Annotated in this window: 22 protein-coding genes; 8 read left to right on the top strand and 14 right to left on the bottom strand. The window is 52.8% G+C overall.

What is annotated here, in order from left to right:
- Both AC5OW4_RS06220 and AC5OW4_RS06225 read left to right on the top strand, forming a co-directional pair.
- A partial coding sequence (locus AC5OW4_RS06220) for a PTS sugar transporter subunit IIA (RefSeq protein ID WP_493676773.1) occupies nt 1-302 on the top strand: 302 nt, incomplete at its 5' end.
- Between the two features lie 49 nt (nt 303-351).
- Nucleotides 352-966 (top strand): RDD family protein, encoded by a 615-nt coding sequence (locus AC5OW4_RS06225; RefSeq protein ID WP_195397697.1) that lies wholly within the window; start codon nt 352-354, stop codon nt 964-966.
- 216 nt (nt 967-1,182) lie between these two features.
- On the opposite strand, the gene AC5OW4_RS06230 is transcribed toward AC5OW4_RS06225, so the two are convergent.
- Nucleotides 1,183-3,075, bottom strand: a complete 1,893-nt coding sequence (locus AC5OW4_RS06230; protein WP_493676774.1) for an oxidoreductase — start codon at nt 3,073-3,075, stop codon at nt 1,183-1,185.
- 170 nt (nt 3,076-3,245) lie between these two features.
- Nucleotides 3,246-4,070 carry a MurR/RpiR family transcriptional regulator gene (locus tag AC5OW4_RS06235; RefSeq protein WP_195397695.1) on the bottom strand — a complete coding sequence of 275 codons (825 nt, stop codon included), beginning with the start codon at nt 4,068-4,070 and terminating at the stop codon, nt 3,246-3,248.
- 330 nt (nt 4,071-4,400) lie between these two features.
- Between AC5OW4_RS06235 and AC5OW4_RS06240 the strand changes: the two genes are divergently transcribed.
- Genes AC5OW4_RS06240 through AC5OW4_RS06265 form a run of 6 tightly spaced genes read left to right on the top strand, consistent with a single transcriptional unit; the run spans nt 4,401 to nt 8,192 of the window.
- A complete protein-coding gene (locus tag AC5OW4_RS06240) occupies nt 4,401-4,886 on the top strand; it encodes a PTS sugar transporter subunit IIB (RefSeq protein ID WP_072685521.1) in 486 nt (161 codons plus the stop codon).
- Between the two features lie 12 nt (nt 4,887-4,898).
- Nucleotides 4,899-5,663: a PTS mannose/fructose/sorbose/N-acetylgalactosamine transporter subunit IIC gene (locus tag AC5OW4_RS06245; RefSeq protein ID WP_072685520.1), complete on the top strand. Its 765-nt coding sequence runs from the start codon at nt 4,899-4,901 to the stop codon at nt 5,661-5,663.
- Entirely contained in the window at nt 5,663-6,508 is an 846-nt protein-coding gene (locus tag AC5OW4_RS06250; RefSeq protein WP_072685519.1) for a PTS system mannose/fructose/sorbose family transporter subunit IID, read from the top strand. Before AC5OW4_RS06245 ends, AC5OW4_RS06250 begins: the two co-directional genes overlap by 1 nt.
- Entirely contained in the window at nt 6,508-7,212 is a 705-nt protein-coding gene (locus tag AC5OW4_RS06255; RefSeq protein ID WP_072685518.1) for an N-acetylmannosamine-6-phosphate 2-epimerase, read from the top strand. Before AC5OW4_RS06250 ends, AC5OW4_RS06255 begins: the two co-directional genes overlap by 1 nt.
- Before the next feature lie 12 nt (nt 7,213-7,224).
- On the top strand, nt 7,225-7,788 hold the full coding sequence (locus AC5OW4_RS06260; protein ID WP_072685517.1) for a hypothetical protein: 564 nt from the start codon (nt 7,225-7,227) through the stop codon (nt 7,786-7,788).
- Complete coding sequence (locus AC5OW4_RS06265) at nt 7,785-8,192, top strand: PTS sugar transporter subunit IIA (RefSeq protein WP_072685516.1); 408 nt, start codon at nt 7,785-7,787, stop codon at nt 8,190-8,192. The genes AC5OW4_RS06260 and AC5OW4_RS06265 overlap by 4 nt, the downstream gene beginning before the upstream one ends.
- A 94-nt stretch (nt 8,193-8,286) precedes the next feature.
- Here the strand turns inward: AC5OW4_RS06265 and AC5OW4_RS06270 are convergent, their stop codons facing one another.
- From AC5OW4_RS06270 to AC5OW4_RS06325, 12 genes are all read right to left on the bottom strand, one after another.
- On the bottom strand, nt 8,287-8,649 hold the full coding sequence (locus AC5OW4_RS06270; RefSeq protein ID WP_072685515.1) for a MerR family transcriptional regulator: 363 nt from the start codon (nt 8,647-8,649) through the stop codon (nt 8,287-8,289).
- 65 nt (nt 8,650-8,714) lie between these two features.
- Entirely contained in the window at nt 8,715-9,863 is a 1,149-nt protein-coding gene (locus AC5OW4_RS06275) for an aldo/keto reductase (protein ID WP_493676775.1), read from the bottom strand.
- 421 nt (nt 9,864-10,284) lie between these two features.
- On the bottom strand, nt 10,285-10,797 hold the full coding sequence (locus AC5OW4_RS06280; protein WP_072685513.1) for a hypothetical protein: 513 nt from the start codon (nt 10,795-10,797) through the stop codon (nt 10,285-10,287).
- Nucleotides 10,794-11,309 carry an ECF transporter S component gene (locus tag AC5OW4_RS06285; RefSeq protein ID WP_072685512.1) on the bottom strand — a complete coding sequence of 172 codons (516 nt, stop codon included), beginning with the start codon at nt 11,307-11,309 and terminating at the stop codon, nt 10,794-10,796. Before AC5OW4_RS06285 ends, AC5OW4_RS06280 begins: the two co-directional genes overlap by 4 nt.
- Nucleotides 11,310-11,430: 121 nt before the next feature.
- A complete protein-coding gene (locus tag AC5OW4_RS06290) occupies nt 11,431-11,853 on the bottom strand; it encodes a DUF3842 family protein (protein ID WP_072685511.1) in 423 nt (140 codons plus the stop codon).
- Between the two features lie 194 nt (nt 11,854-12,047).
- The gene (locus AC5OW4_RS06295) at nt 12,048-12,950 is read right to left on the bottom strand and encodes a MerR family transcriptional regulator (RefSeq protein WP_195548131.1); all 903 of its coding nucleotides are present in this window, start codon (nt 12,948-12,950) and stop codon (nt 12,048-12,050) included.
- Nucleotides 12,951-13,011: 61 nt separating this feature from the next.
- Nucleotides 13,012-13,212, bottom strand: a complete 201-nt coding sequence (locus AC5OW4_RS06300) for a helix-turn-helix transcriptional regulator (RefSeq protein ID WP_072685506.1) — start codon at nt 13,210-13,212, stop codon at nt 13,012-13,014.
- A gap of 4 nt (nt 13,213-13,216) precedes the next feature.
- Nucleotides 13,217-13,861, bottom strand: a complete 645-nt coding sequence (locus AC5OW4_RS06305) for a DUF3796 domain-containing protein (RefSeq protein ID WP_229100714.1) — start codon at nt 13,859-13,861, stop codon at nt 13,217-13,219.
- Between the two features lie 157 nt (nt 13,862-14,018).
- Nucleotides 14,019-14,492, bottom strand: coding sequence for a flavodoxin (locus AC5OW4_RS06310; protein WP_195548132.1), 474 nt, complete (start codon nt 14,490-14,492; stop codon nt 14,019-14,021).
- A 15-nt stretch (nt 14,493-14,507) separates the two neighbouring features.
- Complete coding sequence (locus AC5OW4_RS06315; RefSeq protein ID WP_195395294.1) at nt 14,508-15,023, bottom strand: nitroreductase family protein; 516 nt, start codon at nt 15,021-15,023, stop codon at nt 14,508-14,510.
- 290 nt (nt 15,024-15,313) lie between these two features.
- On the bottom strand, nt 15,314-16,549 hold the full coding sequence (locus AC5OW4_RS06320; protein WP_493676776.1) for a metallophosphoesterase: 1,236 nt from the start codon (nt 16,547-16,549) through the stop codon (nt 15,314-15,316).
- 19 nt (nt 16,550-16,568) lie between these two features.
- Complete coding sequence (locus AC5OW4_RS06325; RefSeq protein WP_195548134.1) at nt 16,569-18,839, bottom strand: hypothetical protein; 2,271 nt, start codon at nt 18,837-18,839, stop codon at nt 16,569-16,571.
- Between the last annotated feature and the right edge of the window lie 374 nt (nt 18,840-19,213).

Genomic DNA, 19,213 nt, shown 5'->3' on the forward strand with positions numbered 1-19,213 from the left:
CTGGCGGCTACGTCGACGAGGATTATCGTCAACAGATTGATTATCATGAGAAATTAAGCCCGTCGGCCTATGGCAACATCGCGATTCCCCATCCTCTGGACAACAAGGCGAAATCCAGCGCGATCGCCGTTTCCGTCAATCCGCGGCCGATCCAGTGGGGCGCTAATCAGGTCAATCTGGTCTTCATGTTATCGCTGATGGAAAAGGATAAAGAGCAGTTTTCCAATATCTTTGATTTCATCGTTCACATCATGAAGGACGAGGAAACCTTCCGCAAGATGATGGAAGTCAGCAGCTTCTAGGAGTTCACAAGCTTGTTGGTATCATGTTATTGATAAAGGGGGAATCTTCATGAAAAAAGGACGGACGTCCCGTCCAACCGTCATTGAAATGTCGGGAGCAAAACCGAAGCGAATCCAGCTAAAAGTCCTACCGGCAGCGTCCTTACCGCGGCGGTTTCTGGCGGCCGCCATGGATTGGTATGGTTCCGCTTTGTGCGCCAACCTGATCATCACCCTGATTGCCAGTCTGACCCAGGGTCAGCTGCTCGTCACAGCTTCCATCGCCGGCCTTTCACCGGGGCCGGCTATCGCCGCGGTTTGTTGTTCCAGCTGTGCGGTGCTGGCTTATTTTGTAATGATACCGATGCTCGTCCCCGGCTTCGAAGGTCAGACGCCGGGCAAGCGTCTGGCTCAGATCCGCATCACTAACCGGGAGGGTAAGCCGGCTTCCCCGGCGCAGCTCGGCACTCGTGCGCTGAGTTTTCTTTTTCTGGAACAGACGTTTAACAACGCGGCATTCCTGGTGCGCACGCTGCTGACACGATTTCTGAATCCCGGGCTGGTTCAGGGATATTATGTCTTCGGTCTGGCCGCAAGTCTGGTTTCCGTGCTGCTTTTGTTGAAAACGAAACGATGCATGCTGCACGACAAGCTGGCCGGCACGCAGGTGAGCGCTGCCGAATGATAAACCGCGAATGGCGTAGGATGAAAATCGGACAGGCAGATCGCTTGGGAAAGCTTGTTGTAGCGTTGGGAATGATTGGAATCAGAACTCGTTATGCAACAAAGGACAGGAAAAACGCTGTCAAACAAGAAAAGCTCGATCACCGCCGCGGATGTGCGATATGATCGAGCTTTTTTATTCGCCTTATGCGTTTTGTTTTAAGTGTCGAATCTGAAGTTATCCGATCGACAGCGCCACGCCGGTTCCCTCGAACACCGCTTCCTGAATCTTGCGCGGCTGCAGCGCGTCGCCGGCCTCAAAGGTCTGCGGGCAAATCCCATACAGACTGTTCACAAAGGCCCGGTTCGTGCGCACGCCCGCGGCGATGATGACGGTATCGGCTCTGAGCTTCCGCTGCTCTTTCTGATGGAGAATTTCCACTTCATGATCGCCGATCTGAATGCAGCGAGTCTGGGTCAGAGCCGTGAAATTCGTCAGCGGATCCAGCTTCTGTCGCAGCGCGATCCGGTAAAGCAGATTTCCCTGCGAAGCCAGCGTGTCCGTCATTTCCACGATCGTTACCTGCCGGCCTTCCCGCTCCGTCAGCTCCAGCCCGATCTCCGCGCCGATCGTTCCCCCGCCGATGATCACGACCTGCTTTCCGATCCGTTCCGGATGACAAATAGCTTCCGTAAACCCCATCACAAAGGACTGATCCATTCCGGGAACAGGCGGCGTTACCGGCTGGGCTCCGCAGGCAATGATCAGCGCCTGCGGGTGCAGCGCTTCGATCACCGAACGATCTGCCGCGGTATTCAGACGCAGGTCGATATCGTATCGGGCAAACTGATTCTTTAAGTATTCCAGATAATTGCGGATGTCTTCCTTATAATACTCCCGGGCGATCGTGTTCAGTGCCCCGCCGATCATCCCGCTTTTTTCCAGCACGATCACTTCATGTCCGCGGCGACAGGCTGTGATTGCGGCGTTGAGTCCGGCCGGTCCGGCGCCGACGATGACGACACGCCGGGCCTGTTCAGCCGGGATCATCCGTTCGGGAATCAGCGTTTCGTTGCCATACCGCGGGTTGACGCTGCAGCCGACGTTTTGACGGTTGGTCGCGATGTGATAACATTGCAGACACCTTAAACACGGCACGATATCGCCACTCCGTCCTTCCCGCGCCTTGTTCGGCCAGTTGGGATCGGCGAGAAATGCCCGCCCGAAAGCCACCAGATCGACATCGCCGTTGGCCAGTATCTGTTCGGCTTCAGAAGGATTCATGATCGCGCCGACAACTGAAACCACCAGCTGCGGACACGTCTTCTTTACAGTCCTTGCCCACTTCAGATTCGGCATGTGTTCCTTAAAATTCGTCGTTGCCATGTGAACGTTGCCCTCGTGGTTGATATCCAGCCCGGCTGAGATCTGAACCCCGTCAATATACGGTTTTGCCATCTGGATAAAAGCCAGCGTATCTTCAAAGCGAATGGAGCCCGGCACGCACTCTTCGCCGGAAATCCGCATATCCACCGGAAAGTCCGCTCCCACAGCTTCCCGGATTTTCCGCAGAATCAACAACGGGAACCTGGCGCGGTTCGGCAGACTTCCGCCATACTCGTCTGTTCGATGATTAAACAAAGGTGACAAGAACTGTGCGGCCAGCCAGCCATGACCGAAATGCAGGAAAATCGCGTCGAAGCCCAGCGCCTTCGCCTGCCGTGAGACTTCCGCAAACAGTCCGGCAATCCGCTCCATTTCCGCCCGATCCAGCGCCTTGACCTCGATGCCGTCTTCACGGAGAAACGAACAAGGTCCCCAGGCATGATCTTTCACCCGGGCATATTGGCCGGCATGAAAGATTTCAATCGACGCCCTCGCGCCGTAACGATGACAGGCCCGGATCTTCTGCCGGGTCTTTTCCACTTCATATTTAAAAAACGCCGTCGGTTCCTCGCCGCTGGCAAACGAGCTGCGGCCCGGTTCCACAATCGTATGCCCGCAGACGACCAGCCCCGCCCCGCCGCGAGCCTTCGGTTCATACAGTTCGCCGATCGGCGCGGCGACAATGCGATTGCGCAGCATCAGCTGATTGAACTGGATAGGAGAAAACAAATGAGGATATTCCATAATCTCGCCTCTTTTCCCTCTTATTATCCAGTATTTCCGACCCCTTTCCTATTTTCAGTTTTGCCCCGGTTCAGGGCAAAATTCAGATCTTTCCTTCCGCTTCCGCTAAAAAAACAAACGAATCGCCCGATCACAAAAAAAGAAAAAGGGAGCGTTAATCTCCCTGTCGTTCATATCCGTTCCTTGCGCATCTTGTCGATGATGTAATCAAACGTTGTTTCCTTCGCCTTCAACGTCGTCTTCTGATCGATCATGCCAGTCCGCGTCGAAAGCAGATCGGCGATATACATCTGCGTAATCTGCCCGATCATACTGCCTCCGCCCAAAGGACCCAGCCAGCGTTTCATCAGGATGCAGTAATCGCATAGTGTGGCCAGGGAAGAAACGATGGAAGAAGTGACGCAGACCGTCTTCACCTTCCGCTGTTTGAGAATCTCGGCGCAGTGAATCGTATCAATGGATTCCCCGGAAGCACTGAACAGAATCGCGATATCGTTGTGTTTCAGTTCGTTGAGATAAATCGACTGAAAATGATTGTCTTTGAAGTATATCCCGTTTTTTCCGTTTCGTACCAGCCGCATCGCACAAGCCTCCGCCGGAATTCCGGAATTGCCGACGCCGGCGCAGAAAATGATATCCGCCTTATCCATCAGCGCGGCGATCTCGTCAAGCTGTTCTAAATCCAGGTTCTGGATCGTATATTCAATAGAGGTTTGGATGTTCTGATAGATCTGAGACACAAACGAGTCATTCTCACTTTTTAAATGCTCCTGCGTTTCATCCGTCAGTTCTTCCTTGAAATCATGATAGCTTTCGCAGCCGATTTTCTTGCAGAAACGAACGACCGTCGCTTCCCCGCACTTTGCCTTTTCCGCCAGCTGGAAAAGCGTATTGCCGCTGACTTCCATGTAATTATCAAGACAATACTTGGCGACGCGCTGCTCGCTCTTGGTGAAATAGTCATAATGATCTTTGATTTTGCCGTAAATAGACACAGAAAATGCCTGCCTTTCATTCTGAAGTGATTGTCATTCCTGTATCAATCATACCATGAAAATACCCGGTTCAGCCACCTTTCCTGCCCGGGAAAAAAGAAATCCTCAAAACTTTCCAACTGAAAAAGAACCCTCGCTGCAATCAGTTCTCTGGCAAACTTTGAAATGGGTATTGATTCTCAATGAAAAGAGGTGTATTGTTTGTTTGGAGTAAAATACTCCAATTTGTACAGAAATGGAGTATATATAAAGAGAAAAGGGGCGGTGCTTTATGGTTTAACCGGATGACGAAGATCCGCGAAAGGATCCGCACAAGAGAGGAGGAAAATCATGATTAATCTCATTCGCTGCGACGATCGTCTGATTCACGGCCAATGCATGACCCGTCTGGTTCAACACTACTTCATCAAAAACATCATTGTCATCGACGAATTCACAGCGACCAATCCCACGATGAAATATGTTGTGGAAAAAATCGCGATGCCGGGCATGAAAAACGAGGTCTACACGGTGGATCAGGCCGCTGATCCAATCCGCGAGGCGATCAACAGCAAGGTCGGTACGATGATCGTCTTCCGCTTTCCGGCGATTGCCCGGACACTGTTCGACCAGGTGCCGGAACTGCCGAAAAGTCTGATGATCGGCCCCGTACAGAAGCGGGACAACACGATTACCGTTCAGGATGGAACCTATCTGACAAAGGAGGAAATCGCCGATCTGGACGATCTGAATTCCAGGGGAATCGAAATCTTCTTTCAGGTGGTTCCAGACATGAAACGCATCGAATTCAAAGAATTCAAAAATAAAATCAAATAGGGAGGGTTGGTTATGAATCTACTTCAGGTAACACTCATCTCGCTGTTGGGCTATCTGACTTATATCCACACGCCGTTTCTCGGCGGCGGCCTGATCGGCTGGTACTGTATCGGCAGACCGCTGGTCTCCGCGTTGTTTATCGGTTTAATTTTGGGAGACGTCAAAAACGCGATGATTCTGGGCACGTATGTGCAGCTGATCTTCATCGGTCTGGTCACGCCGGGTGGTTCGATCACACCGGATATGAACCTGGCGACGTTTATCGCGATTCCGTTAGGCGTCGTCGCGCATCTGGATTCCGGCACGACGGTTGCGCTGGCCGTTACCGCCTCCGCCGTTGGACAGATCATGGCGACCCCATGTTATGCCGCGACGCTGCTGCCGGTCAACTATCAGAAGAAATTAGTCGACCAGGGCAAGCTGGAAGCCGCGACCTGGGTTCCGGTCTGGGGCAATATCGTGAAGTTTTTGTTCCGTTTCATTCCGACTTTTATCTGCCTGTACTGGGGCCAGAGCGCGATTGAGATGCTCGTCGCCAACTCGCCGCAGTGGCTGATCGACATCATGACGATTTTCGGCAATCCGATGCCGCTGATCGGGTTCGCCATCTTAATGAAGCTGCTGGTCAAGAACCCGACCGATCTGATTTTCTTCACCGTCGGTTTCGCGTTTGTCGGCGTTCTGGGCGTCGATATGCTGACGGTCTTAGTCTTCGCGCTGTTGTTCGCCTTGTATGAATTCAAGATTAACCGCAGCCGGAAAGGAGTGCAGAACTGATGACGAATACACAGGAAACCAGAAAAGCTTCCGTGCTTTCCAAGAAACTGATCCGCAAGTGCTATATCAACTGGATGTGCTACAACCTGTCCTTATACCAGCCGGAAACGATGCAGGCTCCGGCGTTAGTCAAGATGTTCGGCGATATCCGCGAGGATCTGTATCCCAACGATCCGCAGAAGCAGCAGGAACTGATGGCCCGCCATCTGCCGTTCTTCAATACCGAACCGTTTATCGGCTGTCTGATCCCGGGCATCACCCTCGGCATGGAAGCGGAAAAAGCGCGCGGCGAAGAAATTCCGGAGGATCTGATCACCTCGATCAAATCGGCGCTGATGGGTCCGTTCGCGGGTATCGGCGACGCCTTGCTTCCAGGCACCTTCATCCCGATTCTGCTGGCGATCGCCTGCGGCTTAAGCGCGGATGGCCAGATTACCGGCGCGATCTTCTATATGATCGTCTTTCTGGCGGTCATGGTGCCGCTGACCTGGTTCTTATTCAACCGCGGCGTGGCGTTTGGCGCCAAGGCGGCGGAATTGATTTTAGGCAATGATCTGAAGGATGACATCATCAGCGCCCTGAACATCGTCGGTCTGATGGTTGTCGGCTGTATCGCCTGTGCTTACGCGAACATCAATCTGGGCTTCCAGTATGTTAAAGACGGCGTCGTCATCGTGGATCTGCAATCCTTGATCAACGGCGTCTGGCCGAAGCTTCCGGTCTTTTTGGCAGCGTTAGGCACGTATTATCTGATGGCCAAGAAGAACTGGAGCGCGACGAAGATGATTCTGTTGTATCTGGTCATCGCGATCCTCGGTTACTTCTCAGGAATCTTAACCGTCTGATGAAAAGCCAAGTAAAAGCCTGCCTGGGTCAGCTGATCGTTTCCTGCCAGGCTTACGAAGACACGCCGCTGTATGGCGCGGAAACCATGAAAAAGATGGTCCAGTGCGCCATGCTGGGTGGAGCGAAGGCGGTGCGGTGCTGCTGGCCGCAGGACATCCGGGCGGCGCGCTCGCTCAGCGACGAGCTGATCATCATCGGTATCAACAAAGTCATGCCCAAAGACAGCGGGAAGCTGGACGATATTTTCATCACCCCAACGTTTGAAACGGCGAAAGCCGTTGTGGAAGCCGGTGCGAATATTCTGGCGCTGGACACCCGGATCACCGCGAAGCGGGGAAAAGCTGATTTGTTGGCGCTGCTCCATGAAATCCACGAGGCATACCCGGATCTGGCCATGATGGCCGACTGTGCGACCTATGAGGAGTGCAAATTCTGCGCGGAAAGCGGCTGCGTCGATATCCTGTCGACCACCTTATCCGGTCTGGTCAATCCGATCGAAGGCCCGGATACCGAGCTGGTACGCCGGCTGAAACACGATTTTACCTTACCGGTCAATGCCGAGGGACGGATCTGGGAATTAAAAGATATCGACGCTGTCGTCGACGCGGGTGCGGATATGATCACGATCGGCACGGCGATCACCCGGCCGCATCTGATCACCGAGCGGTTTCTCAGCCATTACCGGCAGCGGCTGGCAAAATAACGGACCGGCCGCATGCAAAAGGAATGGACGTTCACGCTGGAAGAGGCGGAACTGGCCGAAGCGTATCAATTCATGGCCTCCCTGCTTCCGCGCAACAAACGACGCCGGCTGGCCATTCTCCTGTGCGTTCCAGTCCTGACCTTGTTTACCGTATTCTATTTTCATTGGAATGGACAGCTGGCAGCCTGGGTGGCTGCGGCCGGACTTTGCGGCTTATGGATCGGCAAGGTGAGCGGCTGGCTGTGGACGATTTATCTGCACAATCAGGTCAGCAGTCTGCTTCAGAAGCTGCCGGAGGTGCATTATACGCCGATCACCGCTTCATTTGGAGAACAAATGAAGATTGGAGATCTGTCGCTGGCCGCCGCCGATCTTCAGACGGTCGTTCCGCTGAAACACACATTGTTGTTTTTCCATCATCAGGATCAAATGTTCATCGTGCCCACCCGCGTGATCGGCAATAGCGATGAAATTAAAGCGTTCTGTCAGGATCTGCTGCGCTGGCAAAAGCAGGCCGAGGAGCATTCGTCCCATCCCGAGATGACAATTCCGTCGAGAAGGAGGAAACCGTCATGATTCAAATTTTAATCGTTACCCACGGGCCGCTGGCTGAGGCGCTGAAGGTCAGTGCCGGGATGTTCTTCCCGCAGGCGGAAAAGATTGCAACGCTGAGCCTGAATCCGCAGGACAATCCGATGGAATTAAAAGACCGGATCGTCGCCAAAGTCCGGGAAATTGAAGAGGGCGAAGGGGTATTGATGTTCGTCGATCTGTTCGCCGGCACGCCGTGCAACATGACCGCGCTGGCGCTGGCTGAGCTCTCCGACATTCCTATCCAGTGCTTCACCGGCGTCAACCTGCCGTTAGTCATGGAAGCGCTGAGTTCGCTGAGTCAGGGCGACCTGAATTCCATCATCGCGCATCTCAGCGAGGTCGCTCCGGAAACGATGTTGGATTTAAGAAAGAAACTCGAATTGTAAAAAGAGAAAAACCAATGATCATCTCAGATCAACTGTTCTGAATGCTTCACTGGTTTTTTTATTTTATTTTAAACGCCTTTCATCGCAGCAGCTTTCAGGGCCGGCATTCGGCGTTGCGCTCATAGGCGTCAATTTTGTAATTCAGCCGCTCCAACGTTTCGTTCATCTCGCGGATGCGTTCGATCAGTTGTTCCCGCTGTTCAACCAACAGCTGCCTGCGGGCCTGAATCGTTTCATCTCCCTTCTGATATAAAGCGACATATTCGATCAGCACCTCGATCGGAAGACCTGCCTGCCGCATGCATTTAATAAACTCTACCCAGCGGCAGTCTTCCTCTGAGTAATCGCGGATTCCGCTGGCTGTGCGGTTCACTCGGGGAAGCAGACCGACGCGCTCATAATAACGCAGCGTATCCTGAGTTAAATCATACTTCTTACTGACTTCAGCGATATTCATCTACAATCTCCTTTCTCTTTCTTCGGCTTAAAACCAACTTCTCTTTCATGATGAAAGCCGGAATCTTATTTACCGAACACGTTGACCGCTTGCCGCATATTCTCAGTGACTTCCACGTCAAACGGGCAGCGATTTTCACAGGCATGGCAGCGGATGCACTCGGAAGCCGTATGTTCCAAGACTGCGTAATGTTCACGTACCGTCTCCGGCATTTCCCCCTGCGCCTTCACCAGATTTAAGAACTTCGTCACAGTCGCGATATCAATGCCCATTGGACATGGCGCACAGTGACCGCAATACATGCAATGCCCCTTCCAGCTGATCTTCGGGAAGGAAGCCAGCGCAGAAGCATAATCCCGTTCTTCCATGCTCGCCGTTTCATAGGCTACGCTCTGCCGCAGCTCCTCAACGGTATGCGCGCCCGGCAATACGGTCGCAACGCCCGGCCGGGTCAAAGCGTAATGCAGACATTGTACCGGGGTCAGCGCTTTGCCTGCCGGCGACAGCTTCTCATCTAACAGATCGCCGCCGCCAAACGGCTTCATGACCGTGATCCCGACACCCTGACGCTGGCATAATTCATATAAGGCTTCCCGCTGGGGATCCATATTGACTAACGGTCGGGCATAGCTTTCATCCGCCCACAGCTTTTCCAAATCCTCATCGCCCGGCTGCAGGTCATAGCACGGATTAATGCTGAACATCAGCACCTCGATCAGACCGCTTTCCACCGCCTGAATCGCCACCTGCGGATTATGACTGCTCAACCCGATGTGGCCGATCCGGCCTTCCTGCTTTAACTGCTGCGCATAGCGCATCACCGGTCCTTCCGCGACCTCCTGCCAATCCTTCAGCGAATCCACGTAATGAATCATGCCGATTTCCACATGATCGGTATGCAGCTGATGTAATAAATCCTCAAAACCAGCCTGCACTTCCTCAAGCTTGCGCGTCCGCTTGTACTGGCCGTCTTTCCACACCGAGCACAAATGGGCCTGGATGATAAACTGATCGCGCCGTCCCGCCAACGCCTTGCCTAAATGCAGACGAAGATTGGGATCCGGCGAATACAGATCAAAATAATTGATTCCCGCTTCCGCCGCCGCGTCGACTAACGCATAGGTTCCCATGCCTTCCTGTTCCGTAAACCCTTCGCAGCCCAATCCGATTTCACTGACCTGCAAACCGGTGCTGCCCAACGTACGATAGATCATCTTAAACCCCTCCTGTTTATCCATTCCTTTTTCTCTCTTTATCGTAATCCTTAGAGCTGACTCCAGGTCAAGCTTTTTTTATTGATTTCCTATAAAAATGATTTCCATAAATATAAATACGAAAAGAATGCTCTAAAAGCTTTCATGCATAGCTCATGAGTATGATTGAAATAATGATCAATCAAATGTTAACTTAGATCAGACGAATAGATTATTTCTATAATTGAAATTATATTAATTCGAAGCAGAACTTAGATCAGAATGTTCTATGACTCAGTGACATCAAAAATAGAAATTCATTCACAATTTGTATGAACAAATATACAAAAAAACTGAGATCACCGCGCTTTTGCCGGCCGCTTCTCAGTTTCTTTTCCCTGCTTCCAATTTTAACTTTCGTTTGATCTGGGGAAATTCATATTCAGGAATTTTGATTTCTCAGGGCCTCAGCCAGACTTCGCAACATGACCCGGTAGGCAGGATGATGCTGACTGCGGAAAATGGCGGAATGATGAACCGGGCCGCCTGGATAACCGGCCAGCCAGGCGTTCAAGGTTTGTTCGTCAAACGGCAGCTTATTCGCCTGACATAACCGGCGCATTTCTTTCAATTTCGACTGAAAGCTGTCTTCTGAGCCTGAGTGCTGAGCGGCCGTCTGCCGCATTGCGTCCAGGATCGCTTCCGCGTCGTGTTCCTCAAGCCCGGCCAGATGCAGCCGCACCAACCCATTGCCGATCTCATCCCAACAACGTTCCGCTTTTGGCTGGGCGTTCTCGGCGATCTCCCGCTTTAAATATGCCAGTATCCCCGATGGATCTTCGATCAGATGCTCGCAGCCGAATTCGTTCTGATAAATCAGCTTCACCGCATCCTGCGGCTGCATCGCCGGATACTGTCCGGCATGCCAAAGCAGAATCTTGTTCAGCTCACTCACGCCAGTTTCGCCTTCTGCAGCGCGTAAACGACGGCCGGCAGAAGCAGCAGCTGCAGGATAATCCCCGGCAGCGCCGTGACGAACGACGCCGTCATCCACATCTGAATTGAATATGCCCCAGCTCTGAAAATCAAAGCGTTCATCAAGCCATAGACAATCCGTCCGCCGATCATCGCTGTGATTAACGAAGCGTACAGGTTCACCAGCGGTTTTTCCGTTTTGATCAGCTTGATCATCACTCCGGCAAGCAAACCATACACCGCCAGCTCACAGATCATGCTTGGCAGATAGGCCGGCCCCGGCATCCCCGTGATCAACGACGATAAAACCGGGGTGAAAATTCCGCAGATCAAGCCGAGAACCGGACCGCAGACCAGGCCGCACAGCAGAACCGGGATGTGCATCGGCAGCATCACGCTGCCGGCGTTGGGAATCATGTGGAAAGCCATCGGCAAAACGACGCCTAAGGCCATGCACAAGGCAGTAAAAATCAAGTGTTTCGTGTTTTTCATCTTTGTTCGCTCCTACTCAAAAACAACAGTGCTCTGCCGCTTGGAAACCTTCGTGATTTCCGCATTCGCTTTTTTTGTTTCCGGTAAGACGTAAGATTCCGGCTGCAGCCGGAATCCTGAATCAGACGATCAGCTTCAGGATCATCGCCGCCGCTTTTTCAATCAGCTCGTCGACTGGGCACTCCTGCACCCCGGCGATCAGAATGCCGCAGCGGTTCAGCGGAATCAGAACCTTCTCCGCCTCGCTCTGTCCAATCGCGGCCGCCATCTTCGGCGTGATTTCCCCAAGCATCGAATCCGCGACGACAATCGAAGCCGGGCCCGCGATCACCGCGGCCCGCCGCGCTGCGGCCAGAACCGGGTTTTCCCCCGTCGCTGCCTGATGCACCTTGCCTTTGAGCATTGCGGACGTAGCGGCGCTGTTGGTGCCCAGCGCTAACAGATTCATTTCCGGCTTTGTTTCAAGCAGCTGATCGCACAGTTTCCGTCCGATCATGCCGCCCTGGCCATCAATAACCACAACTAACGGCGCGTCTGTTTTCATCCAGGATCCCTCATTTCGTCTTCTATTACATTAACACCTGTAGTTAGCTCCAGGTCAAGCTTTTTTTTGTGATTTCAATGAAAAAGGCTAAGAGACTGCCAACGCTGAATTTGCGCTATTTCTGTATTTCCGGTTGGAAATCACAGAAAAATCGGCGCGTCCAGAGCTATCTGCCCCTTCTTCGCGCCGGCCTCTTATTGAGCCGGAGTCTTTTTCTTCAGCCTCAGCACATAGTTGGAATCGTAATACAGGCCCAGATCGTCGCACAACCGCCGATTAATCGCTGTCAATGCGTCGTGATAGCGTTTGTAAGCAGGCGACAGCGCGATCATGCTTGGAATAAAAAGATCGTTATATCCGGCATCTTGAAGCCGCTTCATGAATTTACGCTGACTGACGAAGACTGGATGGTATTTCATCGGGAAGCTCGTCTTCAGCTTCACCCCGCTTAACACCTGTTTTTTCAGTTTTTCATAATCGTGCTCGCTCATTTCAAGCATCTGCCGCATGCGCTTTTCCATCATTTCCGTCTGATCAAATAAATCCAGGCGATTCAGCTTGTATTGGAGATGACTGATCAACCGCGTCACCAGCGGGATTTTGATCGCCGCCGTATCCCAGAACGCCACGATCCGCTGATAAGCTTCCTGCTGCTCGGGCGTTGTGATCCGGATCTGTAAATAGGGCATGAAATGATGCATAAAGTAATAGCCGGTAAAGCCCGGGAACATGTCCTGAATTGCCTGACCGATCGTTTCATAGTCGATTTGCTGGAATGCTTCGTCAAGATTGCCGTCGTTGAGATACTTTTCAAGCAACTGCAGTTGTGTCTGATCCTGCCGCAGCTGATCACGCTTCTGCGCAAGAATTTCCCACAGCCGCGCGGAATCTTCCGTTTTCAGTAAGTTTTCGATATCCTTAACTGCGATCCCCAGCTTGCGGTACAGCGTAATCTTTTTCAAACGTTCCAGATCATGTTCATCGAAGTTGCGGTAGCCATTTTCATCCCGCTTCACTTTCAGCAGCCCTTCTTTTTCATAGTATTTAATCGCCCGCTGACTCAGTCCGAGCTGTTCAGCCGCTTCGTTCATTCGCATCTTTTTCACCTCGCAGCCTCAGTGTAAGCCCGGACGAGGCGTCCGAGTCAAGCAAAATTCCTCAATCAAAGATAAAAAGCTTTTCGATCGGCTGTTCAACAACGCGGGAGATATCAATCGCCAGCTTTAACGACGGGTTGTACTGGGCTTTTTCCAGCCGCATGATCGTTTCCCGGCGGACATGCACCAGCTCCGCCAGCTGTTCCTGCGTCAGACCCCTGGCGAGGCGATATTGTTTTAACTGACAGGTAAATTCCGGCATCGTTCTACTCCTGACGTTCATAGCGATATAACAGATATTCGCTCATGAACACCGTAACGGCATAGGCCAGGGAAATTCCGATGGTCAGATAAATCGCGACATAGTCCAGCTGTTGACTGAATAAACCAAAGCCGACCAGCCACAGCATCAGGAAGATCAGGCTCATGCCGATCTTATACGCTTTTAACTGCGCTTTCAGACGGTGTTCCTCAAACATTTCATCTGCCAGCGTATCAGACAGCTTGCCTTCGTAGTAGAAGCCGAAAAAGCCGAAGAAGATGAAGAAGAAAAACGGAAAGATCACGCGCTGGGCTGCATAGGTCCAGAAACCAAGAAAGCCCAGAAATCCAAATAAACCAAACAACCCCATCCGCGGATCCAGATGCCGGGTGTAGCCCGGCTGATCCTGCAGACGCTGCCGTCTTGCGGCTTGAAACAAACGGAAGCCCAGCGCCAGAATATATACGGCAAACAGCGGCACCGCGATCAACATCGGCAGATCCTGAATCCTGAACTGATAGGTGGATAAGTCCATCGGTGCGACCCAACGGCTTTCATTGTAAAGGACAGAGTAAGCACAGGACGCCAGCATCACCGCCAGAACCAGACCCCCGGCAAGCAGCCAACGTGTCATTGACTTTCGATTCATCAGAGCACCTCCAAGAGATATATTTCTCTCTTTATGAGATAAATATATCACATATTTTTCAAAAGTCAATCACTTTGAGATAAATAGATCACATTTTATTTTTTAGATTCAATATGAAAAAAAGCACCGCGGTTCTCCACAGTGCTTCAGCAGTATTTTAGAATGAATCAGCCCAGGCTTTCAGCGCATCAGCCCCAATCGAGGAAGCGAAGCGCTGGCCTTCGCAAAGAAGTGCGCCGGGACAGGAACCCCGGAGTTCCGCGTTGGTATTGCCCATCCCGCTGGAACCGGAGGTCGCAAAGGGAATCACCTTTTTCCCAGTCAGATCATATTGTTCCAAAAAAGTGTTGATGATCGTCGGCGCGACATACCACCAGATCGGAAATCCGACGAAGATTGTGTCATAGTCCTCCATCGTTTCCACTTTGTTTTTCACCTGAGGCCGGGATGTTTTATCCCGCATTTCCACGGAACTGCGGGATTGCGGATCATTCCAGTTTAAATCGGCATCGGTATAGGGCGTCGCCGGCTCAATCTGAAACAGATCGGCATGGATGGCGGAAGCCAGAGTTTTGGCAACTTTTCCGGTTACTCCGCTGGCTGAAAAATAAGCGACTAATTTTTTACTCATCCCTTTTTCCTCCTTCTACTCCAAATAAGTCACGGTCTCGGCAAGCGGCTTGCGCTGACTGTGCGCCGGCAGTGCTTTAAAGCCTTCTGCCGCATACCCCAGATCGAGAACCATCAGCACTTCTTCATTCTCCGGCAAATTCAACATCTTTGCCATTTCTTCCGGATTGAAGAGATTGACCCAGCAGCTGTCGACGCCTGCGTTTTCCGCTGCCAGCAGCATGTGCGTCGCGACGATCGTCGCATCTTCGACGCCGGAGTCACGCTGTCCGCCCGGATAGGTGAACACATTGTTCTTATCGAAAGCGACCACCACGACCGTGGACGCGTTATACCGGCATGGCGTGACCTGATCCAGCTTTGCCAGTAGGGTTTGGGACTGGATGACGTAAATTCTCTGTTCCTGCAGATTCTTCGCTGTCGGCGCCCGCCTTCCAGCTTCTAAAATCGCTTCCAGCTGCGTTTTTTCCACAGGCCGGCCGTCGAATTTCTTACACGAGTAACGGTTTTGAACAACTTGAGTGAATTCCATCTTTCATGCCTCCTTTAACCTGTCCGCCCCCGGCATTTTATACTTTCTCCATGGATCTTCCTTGTCCGAATAAACGAAAGGAATGAAAAAATACCGCAGACGCTCAGATTCTTCCTGATTCATCTTCAGTATAGTTCCAGATTTTGCAAATGTAAAATGCTTATCTTCTCTGGTCTGCGATTCATTTTCCGCAAAGCAACAAAGGTTCCCTCTTGATCCCTGTTAAATTGAATTGCCGGATTGCGTCCGGCTTCGGATATTGGCGAAAGGAATATCGTCCGGTTTTTAGTTCACCGCAGCGGGAGCGTGATTTCATTATTGTCCAGCGTCGCTTCGTTCCACATCGCTTCCAGATACTGACCGAAAAACAAGTCTTTCCCTTCCCTTTGCCATAAATACCAGGCTGCATCCTGTCGGATCCGCGGCTTGTTTTCCGCCAGTGTTCCGTCAAAAATTTCATCATTCATCATTACCGCCAGCTCGATCATCGCCGCCGTTTCCTGCGGGCTCAGTTTCAGCGCCTCAAGCGCGCTTTGCATCTGCCGCCGGGTCGTCTGATCAAAACAAAGCTTTGCCTGACTTTGCAAGTCAGGATCGGCCAGCGATTCGGTCTGATAATGCAGCGTGCGGTCCGCATCCAGCGTGATCACACCGTAGTGCAGCGGCGTGACGGACAAGGAGGATGTTGCGACATCCACAAGCCCCTCCTGCTTCTGGATATGCTGAATATGCATATGTCCGCTGAAATTCACGCGCACATCGTAAGTGCTGAGCAGCGCTCGGACGGATGCTGCCCCCCGCGCGGTAAATCCATAGGAGAACATCGCCGTGTGATCGGCCAGATTCTGATGGCTGAGGGAGAGTATGGTTTGTTGATCTGCCTGCGCTTTTTCCAGCTGACGCTCGATCCAGCGCTGCGTTTCTTCGCTCACAACGCCTGGATCTTCCGGACGATTGGCGTCGATCAGCAGCAGCTGAACGTCTTCCGCTAATGGAGCGAGGCAGCTCAGCGATTGAGGATCGCAGCTGATTGCGGGATGACAGGTCAGATTCTGGTAGATCGCGGCAAACTCCGCCGCGTCGACCGATTCGACGTGACGAGCCTGAGCCTGACTGAACGAAGCCGCCGAGGCGTTATTCAGATCATGATTGCCGGGAATTACCCACACGTCGATGCCCGCTTCCGTCAAAACCTGCAGCTTCCGCGCCAGCCGCTGATGGCTGAGCTTTTCGCCGTTGAAGGTCAGATCGCCGCTCAGCAGGACGGCCTGCGGTTTCTTCTGCAGCATTTCCTGTACGAACTGATCAACGAGAGCTTCGCTCTTTTCCGTCAGCTTGCCGTCGCTTTCCTCAATCAATCGTTGAAAGCGCTCGCCCTGATCGTGCAGCTCCGGCGCTAAATAATGCAGATCCGTGGCGATGACGTGCGTCAGCGGTTCGTTCTTCTTCGGCAGCGTACCCGCTTTGACGCAGCCGCCTAACAACAGGGCGCTGACCGCAACCCCGATCTTCCATTTTCCCGACATTCTCTTCCTCCCTGCCGCCTCACTCTGCCCAAGTTCCTGTCCGAATGATCCAGCCGCTTTGCAGCCGGGCGGTCACTCGCTCTCCGGCAAACTCCACTGTGATGTTCATCGGCTGCGTCAGCTGGACATGAACTTGATCCACTAACGCTTCCCGCGGCCGGATCGTCAGTCCCTCTGCCGTGTTTTCCACGGTGCAGTGAAATGCGTCCCATCGGCCGTCTTCTTCATGAACATAGGCGCGGGTTAAGATGACTTCCTCCACACATTTGAAAATCTCATGCACATCGTTGTCACAGCAGCCGCCCTGATCGGTCGTCACGTCCGGCCAGCTGCCAAGATATCCAAACACCGCGGTATTTTCAGGCGCATGGTACCAGCCGCTGATCATCCCGACGCGCTCCTCTGCGATCGTCCGCGCCTGAAACTTTCCGCTGCCGGGGTTTTCCGGATCCCCAACGAAGGACATGACCTCGCGGTGCGGATCGGGCACAAACGCCCAGTTCAGCGTTTTGTTTTCCACATCCAGCAGACTGACGCAGCTCATCAGCGTATTCATCGCGTCGATCAGATAGTCACGCCGGCCGCTCAGCAGATACAGATCGATCATGCCGTACACCTTCCAGGCGCTCCAGCCGTGCGGAGAATTGATCATGTTGCCCATCGTCAGCACGTCGTACTGCGCTTCCCAAAACCGCAGCGTCGTCCCGCTGCAGCGGCTGTCCGCCACGACGGTCCGTTCCAGACAGCGATGCTTGCGGACTAAGCATTCTGCTGCTTCAATATACGGCCGGCGTGCTTCCGGCTCCAGCATTTTCGCCAGCATCGTCAGCTGCGCGACGGAGCAGGTCAGCATGCCGTCCTCCAGCGTGGCCTGGCCTTCGGTTTCTATGTTATCCCGATGCAGCGCCAGCTCGTCAACCGCCCGCTTCGCCGCCTCAAAATGCCGTTGGGCACGGGCCTGCCATAAAGCCTCTGAATGCCGGCGTTCTTCCAGAACCAGTTCGAGCAGGCTTTTCGCGATATAAATAACGCTCGTGTAGTGCTTTCCTTTGCCGTTGCAGAAAGCGCCGTCTTCCCGCTGACTGTGCTCGATCAGCCAGTCAGCCAGTCTCGCGCCCAGCTCCAGCGCTTCACCACTGTGCAGCGCAGCGCCGAGATCCGCCATCAAACCGATCATGCAGGCGGTATTCTGAATTCGGCCAGGATGCACAGTCGGGCAGCCTTGTTCAACGTCGAAGCCCAGCGGCACCAGCTCGCGAACCTTTTTAAGATATGCCGCACGGTCAAAATCCAGATCATGAAGGATCGCGGCCGCGCCGGTAAATAAACCATACCAGCTTTCGCAATGCGTTCCCATTTTCTGCGGCTGACTCAGCGCCTGCCGCGCCGCTTCTTCCATGATCGTCCGCCATGGATGGATAAACTGAACCCACGCTTCACTCTGATGCTTCCCATTCGAGGCCGTCAGACGAAGTTCGCTGGGCTGGTCCGATTCCAGCCGCACCGTATACACGCCCGGCTTTTTCAGTGAACAAGGCACCGCCCGTCCCTCTGCCGACAGCGTTGGTTCGGTCCTGGACAACAGTTCAAATTCCAGCACACTTCCGCATTCCGCGCTCCAGCGCTCGCCCGCAAAAACCGGTACGCCCTTTTCCGCCAGCCACGATGGCACCGCTTGTTCCGCAGCCAGCTCGGCGATTTCAATCCGCCACCGGCGCGTTTCCCACGGCTTAAGCGGCCGGGATTGAGGATGCCGGTCCGGCAGCTTCCCGCTTTGCAGAAAGTCCAGACAGAACGTCATGATCCGATGTCCGCCATCCGCGAAAAACCGGTTGTAGTCGAGATGCCAGCTGGCGATCGGATCCGGGCTGTAAATTCCGAGCCGCCGGCCTGAAGGACTGGACAGAAAACCCCAGAAATACGTTTTCTCACACCGCAATAGCGTCGGCGCAAATACCGTGTCCCATTGCGGATAGCTTTCCATGCAGCAATCCAGACCGATGCGCAGCCCCAGCTGATCCAGCGGCATTGTCTGCGAGCTTTGGTTCTCCGCTTCTGCCTCGATGATCAGACTATCCCCTTCGATCTGGAAACGATAGCGCAGCTCAACCCCGAAGAACGCTTCCTTAAACCAGCCTTCCTTAAAACGCGGCGAAGTTGACGTGCGCAGTTCCTCTCCTAAGCGGCACTGCCACGCCGGGCCGCCATAGTCATCCTGACGAAAGGGTACAGCTTCCGCATGAAAAACACAGTATTTGATTTTCCCTGTTGCCGTTAATTCTAATTTCATTGGTTCCGCTCCTTTAATCCTCCGGATTACCGATGAAGATCCAGAGTCTTCTGATGTAAGTTTCTAACAGATCAGGACAAGTTTCAAGTTTTTTTGATCCCCTTTTTCACTTCTATCGTGAATTTTCACTTTGCCGCTGCGCTCGTCATGATGATCAAAACTCCGCTCATTGAAACCGCAGAGTCCGCTTCTCATCAATCCCCTTCGTTAGAAACCGCAGAATCCGGGTCTTATCAAAACATCGGCCTGCTTTCCATCCCATTGTGGATTCCCACGTCAAAAAGGTCAGTCTCCTGACCATTTCGATTCATGACCAGTTCTCTGGTCGTTCCTCTTATTCATTACCAGGCGGACAAAAATGAAATTCAGACAGA

It is taken from the genome of Holdemania sp. (assembly GCF_986127675.1).